The 6120-nt window shown below is 41.4% G+C and carries 8 protein-coding genes; 2 read left to right on the plus strand and 6 right to left on the minus strand.

The genetic code is table 11. From position 1 onward, the window contains the following. From F6K57_RS34885 to F6K57_RS34900, 4 genes are all read right to left on the minus strand, one after another. On the minus strand, positions 1-190 hold a 190-nt coding region (locus F6K57_RS34885), incomplete at its 3' end, for an aminopeptidase P N-terminal domain-containing protein (RefSeq protein WP_293072552.1). 367 nt (positions 191-557) lie between these two features. Continuing rightward, positions 558-1343 carry an MBL fold metallo-hydrolase gene (locus tag F6K57_RS34890; protein ID WP_293072554.1) on the minus strand — a complete coding sequence of 262 codons (786 nt, stop codon included), beginning with the start codon at positions 1341-1343 and terminating at the stop codon, positions 558-560. Between the two features lie 24 nt (positions 1344-1367). Continuing rightward, a complete protein-coding gene (locus F6K57_RS34895; RefSeq protein WP_293072556.1) occupies positions 1368-1985 on the minus strand; it encodes an aminodeoxychorismate/anthranilate synthase component II in 618 nt (205 codons plus the stop codon). 48 nt (positions 1986-2033) lie between these two features. Continuing rightward, positions 2034-2678 carry a hypothetical protein gene (locus tag F6K57_RS34900; RefSeq protein ID WP_293072558.1) on the minus strand — a complete coding sequence of 215 codons (645 nt, stop codon included), beginning with the start codon at positions 2676-2678 and terminating at the stop codon, positions 2034-2036. 749 nt (positions 2679-3427) lie between these two features. On the opposite strand from F6K57_RS34900, the gene F6K57_RS34905 reads away from it, so the two are divergent. Both F6K57_RS34905 and F6K57_RS34910 read left to right on the plus strand, forming a co-directional pair. Then, complete coding sequence (locus tag F6K57_RS34905; RefSeq protein ID WP_293046860.1) at positions 3428-3631, plus strand: hypothetical protein; 204 nt, start codon at positions 3428-3430, stop codon at positions 3629-3631. Between the two features lie 63 nt (positions 3632-3694). Continuing rightward, a complete protein-coding gene (locus F6K57_RS34910; protein ID WP_293072560.1) occupies positions 3695-4084 on the plus strand; it encodes a hypothetical protein in 390 nt (129 codons plus the stop codon). 116 nt (positions 4085-4200) lie between these two features. On the opposite strand, the gene F6K57_RS34915 is transcribed toward F6K57_RS34910, so the two are convergent. Together F6K57_RS34915 and F6K57_RS34920 are read right to left on the minus strand one after the other, a co-directional pair. After that, a complete protein-coding gene (locus F6K57_RS34915) occupies positions 4201-5121 on the minus strand; it encodes an N-acetylmuramoyl-L-alanine amidase (RefSeq protein WP_293072562.1) in 921 nt (306 codons plus the stop codon). Positions 5122-5692: 571 nt separating this feature from the next. Further along, a partial coding sequence (locus F6K57_RS34920; RefSeq protein WP_293072564.1) for an aldehyde dehydrogenase family protein occupies positions 5693-6120 on the minus strand: 428 nt, incomplete at its 5' end.

Below are 6120 nucleotides of genomic sequence, written 5' to 3' on the forward strand. Positions count from 1 at the left end.
GCGCTAGTACAACTACGGCCTCTGGTTCATTGAAACCTGTCAAGTAAAAAAAATCGCTATCCTGTCGGAAATTGTATTCCACAGTATTATGCATAATGGCAACCGGGGCGCTCCGAAAGATAGCGGTCCCGTTGCCAATCTTACTCATCAACTGTTCACGACGCTCTTTATATTCGGTTTGTGGAATCATCCTTAGTTATTGGTTAGTTGTTCGCTATATTTCTTTTTAGCCTAAGCCCACCTAGATATAACCGGTTAATGGCAATTTTACCGTATAGGTTGTACCAACTCCGACTTGACTAGTTAAGAGGATGTCTGAAAAGTAATTGGCTAACACATCCTGCTGTTTGACTAACTGATACTTCTAACTGGTGCCTATAGAGAGCTATTTGAACGCACCCCAGCTAAATTAAAAATTATAGCTGGGGATTCTTATGCTAGGTTGGACTGAGATAGCTTCCATAAACTACTGAGCGTCACTGGAGTTCTCAGCGTGTGGGACTCCACCAGTCCAGAAAAGCGGTTGCAGTCTGGGTAAGGGGCTAGGCAAGCCCATTCTAAAAGTTGTAGTTGTAACTCATTAGTTGAATCACTGACCCATCCTGGGATAAATCCCTTGAGCTAATCCTAATGGTATCGTTTTTGGCACGGCGTATGGGTGTGTCCTTCATCAATGTTAAAAACTCCTCCAGTGGCAAAATATCACACTGTTCGGCATCAGCGGCCTTGGTTCGGAAATGAGTAGGAATCATGATCTTGGCCTTAAGGAAATCAAATGCCTGTTTAGCTTCTTGAGGGTTGTAAGCTTTCGGTCCCCCTCCTACTGGAATCAACGCTAAATCAGGACGCCCGATCAGAATTTTCTGCTCAATATCTAGAGGTGCTGCTGCTCCTCCCAGGTGTAGGATATTGATACCATTTTGAGTCCATTTCCAAGCCACATTATTACCAAACCGACGTCCACCGACTCGGTCGTGAGGAATACTAATTCCTTCGAATTTTAGCCCATTTACTTGAAAAATACCCGGTTCAAAGAGGAGCCGGGGACTCCCCGGTATTCCTTCCGCTGCGCCTTCATCTAGTAATAGGCTACTGATTAGGACTAAATCTGCCTCTACTTTTGGTGATTTATATCTAGCCGTACACCCAATGGTTTGGAATGGGTTAACTAAAACTCGCACACCACCCCCAGTAAATAAAAAGCAGGTATGACCAAGCCACTGTACTGTCAGTACATTGCGTGATGGCTGTGCTTGGTAAGAACTGAGCCCAGAAGCTAACCCGGTTGAAAGAGTTGTGAGTACACCGGCACTGACATAGCGCATCAACTGTCGCCGTTTCATGGTTTCTTGGAAACAAGTTTATTTTCAGGGAGATATAGAGAGAGTAGCAGATGCTGGCAGGGATTCTAAGAAGTTTTTTAGAAGTTGCTTACCAGAACAGGTCAAAATACTCTCTGGATGAAATTGGACGCCTTCGAGGTGGGGATAGTTCCGATGTCTAACTCCCATAATTGTGCCATCATCTACCCAAGCCGTGATTTCCAAGACATCAGGACAGCTGCTGCGGTCAATAACTAAGCTATGGTATCGAGTCGCTGTGAAAGGATTGGGTAATTCCCGAAAAACCCCAACCCCAGTGTGATGAATCTCTGAGGTTTTGCCATGCATCAATACTGGTGCCGAAACAATTTTCCCACCAAATACCTGACCCAAGGCTTGATGACCCAAGCAAACCCCTAGAATTGGTATATTTGACACGAAATTGCTGTAGATAGCACTTGATATGCCAGCATCTTCAGGACGTCCTGGTCCTGGAGAAATCACTACCCCATCTGGGTTGAGTTGGCGAATTTTCTGTAAATCAATTTTATCATTGCGATAGACCTGAATCTCTGATGCAACAGGTAATTGGGTACCCAATTCTCCTAGGTACTGTACTAAGTTGTAAGTAAAGCTGTCGTAGTTGTCAATGACAATAATCATGATCGGTTACTCCCGATTGACCATAGGTTGCAGGTTATAGATTATAGGTTACAACTTAATTGAACTCTGCCCTGGTTTTAAGCTTAGTATTCCAATCAGAATTGAGAATATCTCTTCTGTATCCCTAGGAATAGTCTGACTTTGAATAGTTTTGGCAATGTGCTTCCGTTTCCTATCAAGGGTTCCAAATTTCCAAATATCCCCCAGAGTAACAGCGCCATAGAGGACTTCAATAGATTCGCTATCTTCATACTTATCTAAAGCAATTAATTCTGCTGCTAACTGGTTGAAACCACCATCAATATCTTTCTTTTTGGCTTCTATAATAATCAGATTTTGACTACTTTTTAATAAGTAGTCTAGCGCTCCCCCTAGCTGATCGTTAATGTCTAGGGGATACTCAACATTGACTTTAACTGGGAGCAGCTTGGCAATTTCCAGGATTAGTGGGGCAATCAGAAATTCCCGTTTGGCAATTTCCGAGGTAATGCTTATTTTGGGAATAATGGTGTAGTAGGTATGGTTGAGCTGTTGAATGATATCTAGGTCATAGTTAGTAGACTTAGGGAGGTCAATTACTTCAATGGCAAAGGAGTAACCAAACTCACCAACAATTTCCTCAGTGGGATTGGTCATCGCAAAATAGTCACTAAATGTATACTTTCGGTTTTCTTTGAATATCGATTTTTTCATAAGTTAATTTGTTAGCAATCAGCTATCAGCGTGTCGCGTATCAGTTATCAGCTTATGGGTTAGGTCTCAGCGTCGAAGCCTGTGCCACGGTAGAAGCCTGTGCCACGCTACTTGACTTTTGAATAAAACAGGTAAGCATTAGTTTAATCTTTGTTACGTCAGCTTCTCCCTGGCCGTAAGGATTAAGCGGAGTGCTGAGTGCTGAGTGCTGAGTGCTGAGTGCTGAATGCTTACCCGATCAGCTAAGAGCTCCAAATAGATCATAATCCCGAGAATAAGGAATTCTGGCTCTTAATGTTGTTTAGCGATCGCATTGCTTAAATTGTAGTCAAATCTTGATTTTTGTAAGTAATCAAGTATTTATACTTATTTATTCTGGTTAAGAGCGATTGGCCTTAGGCCTCAGCTTCCGCTAAAAGCGATCGCACTCGACTACCCAACAACCAGCAAACCCGAGCTTGGCTTCACCCTCTTAATGTTGTTTAGCGATCGCATTGGTTAAATTGTAGTCAAATCTTGATTTTTGTAAGTAATCAAGTATTTATACTTATTTATTCTGGTTAAGAGCGATCGCTATTTATAGTTGGTAAGTGCTATGACAGTCAGCGACTAATCGCTTTTTTAAGATGTACTTTATAATTTACTTTATCAACAGTCTCTTAGGCTACGGCGCACATCTGTTCCAATATCATAACGAGATAGTTTGATGTCTAAGATATGATTAGACCCAATCAGGAGACTGATAAACTATGGCATTTAGCGACTTTAAAACTATTGCTGATGTACAGAAACACTATCAAATTAAATACGAAGAGGGAACGTTTATAGTTTCTCAAGACACTGACCCACCAGAAATTTTTTTGAAAGACCTAGAGTTTTATAAAGAAACGATAGATGTATTCAGCTCGGAAGCTTCCCGGAGTGAAATTATCATTTCCCCATTGTTGCGATAACTCTATAAAAAATACTATAAAACCTATGCTTTCTGGATTCAAAAAAGCATTTTCTATGACCAAGTGCTTTCAGGGACTCCTGACTATATATTTTCGACAAAATCGGAATTAGGAAAAACGGTTTTAGAAAAACCACTGGTTATTATTGTTGAAGCGAAGAAAAATGATTTTCAACAAGGTTGGGGGCAATGCCTTGCCGAGTTGGTAGCTTCCAAAAAAATATTAGGTGCGCTTTCCGTTGGCGAATTAAATTCGCCACGGGTCGCACCTCAAGATGTTCAACGTCCTGTTTATGGCATAGTTACTGATGGTAATTTATGGCAATTTGGACGATTACAAAGGGACATTTTTACTCAAAATATCGAGAATTTTACGATTGATAAATTGTCAGGATTATATGGAGCATTAGACTATCTTATCCTGTTAACGGAAAACTATACTAGTAATCAGTAATATTCGTTATTACCTTCAACTATTATAATTCCTGTCCCCCATTAATCTCACGCTCCCTGATCGGGTGAGACATGAGGCAACTGCTGGTCGAATGATCAACGTGGCTCAAAGCCTTGCTAGTCAATCAATTTACTCCAAGTTTGTGGTCCGACGATACCATCAGCCGTTAAACCTTGTTGTTTCTGAAATCTGATCACAGCACTTGCGGTGCCTGAACCAAAGATACCATCTGCCTGAGTTCCCACCCGACGTTGGAGATATTTTACCGTGGTCCCTCCAGCATGATTAGGTCTAAGTATGGGTTGCTCAAGAATCTGATTAATAGTCTTCCATGTGGTCGAGTCACCAATTCCAGTTTGGTTAATTCCTACAATAGCTTGAAATGTTTTTATTGCTGCTATAGTCGCCTGATCAAGGGAGCCATTTTCTACTAATGGCTGACCAGCAGGACTTTTAACTTTTAAGCGATTGAGAGCTTTTTGTAATTCTATAACATTATCGTCAGAGGAAGATTTAGTAGTTGGTGGCTCTTCTCCTGTTAATCCTTTAACAATTGCATTAGCCAATGCTTCTGGATCGTAGAGTTCCATATCTTTCTGGGAATCACAAAAGCAGCTTTCTATGAGAATTGCTGGCATATTGGTATATCGGAGGACATATAAATGAGAGCCATTTTTAACCTTTCTATTGAAGTAACCTAACTCCACTATCTTTTCTAAAACTGGCTGGGCAATTTTTTTGGCAGTATCACTAATCGCAAATACTTCTGTTCCATTAGCTTGGCCATTAAATGCATTAAAATGAATTGAAACAAACTGATCAACTCGATTAGCATTGGCTATATTGCACCGTTGCCGCAGCGAGCTGCCCAAAGTACTCGCACTCTTAGGCTTGCATTCAACTACCTGATGTCCCAAGTCTCTCAATTTTGAAATTACTCTCGTTCCCACGTCCCTATTCATTTCATCTTCTACTCTGATACCTTGAGCTCCTGTATCAGCACGCAAGTTGTGACCAATATCAATTCCGTACTTCATGAAACCTTCTCAATCTCTATAATTAGCCCTTTTCTCTAATTCTGTTCTATGTTAGTGGATTTAAGCCAAGGGTGCTTAACAAAATTTAATAAACGGCTGCTAAATGGACAACTCACACTGAACACTTGTTTTTTTCTAAATTGATCCGGATCAAGAAACCTTAAGGAATAACATCATAGGACTTTAAATGATTGTCCGAGTATAATATCAAGTCCGGTTAACTAGCCATAATCAAGAAAATTGATGGGGAGATAGGGAGATAGGGAGATAGGGAGATGGGGAGATAGGGAGATAGGGAGATGGGGAGATGGGGAGATGGGGAGATGGGGAGATTTTTATTAAAGGGTAATTATCCGCAGATGCTATCATAAGCAATTGTTCTGAACTTTAATCTGAACTTTAACTTGAACCTTGAGCACAGCATAAAGTAATGGGCAATAGGAAATTGGCTGACAATTCCCCATTACCCATTACCTTGTCCCAAATTACCAACTAACTAGCTGTAGCCTTCTTTTGCTTTAGCCTTTCGGGTTGTTGATATTAAAACCCAGGCTTTGTGATTGCTACAATGCTACAATTGAACGGTCACTGTCTTGACCTCGGTGTATTGCTGCAAGCCATACTCCCCAAGTTCACGACCAATCCCAGACTGCTTGAAACCACCGAAGGGAGCAGCGGCATCAAACACATCATAGCAATTCACCCAGACAGTACCAGCACGGACATTGTTTGCGATCGCATGAGCTTTAGTAATATCCTTTGTCCACACGGCTGCGGCTAAGCCATAAATAGTATTATTTGCCCGCTGAATCACTTCATCGATATCTTTGAACTTAATAATGCTCATCACTGGGCCAAAGATTTCTTCTTGAGCAATCTTCATCTGATCTTGGACATCAACAAACACTGTCGGTTCGATGAAGTAACCGCGATCGCCAACTCGGCCACCACCACACAACATCTGAGCTCCTTCCTGCTGACCAGACTCAATATAGCCCA

The sequence above is a fragment of the Moorena sp. SIO4A5 genome (assembly GCF_010672005.1).
Lineage (GTDB): Bacteria > Cyanobacteriota > Cyanobacteriia > Cyanobacteriales > Coleofasciculaceae > Moorena.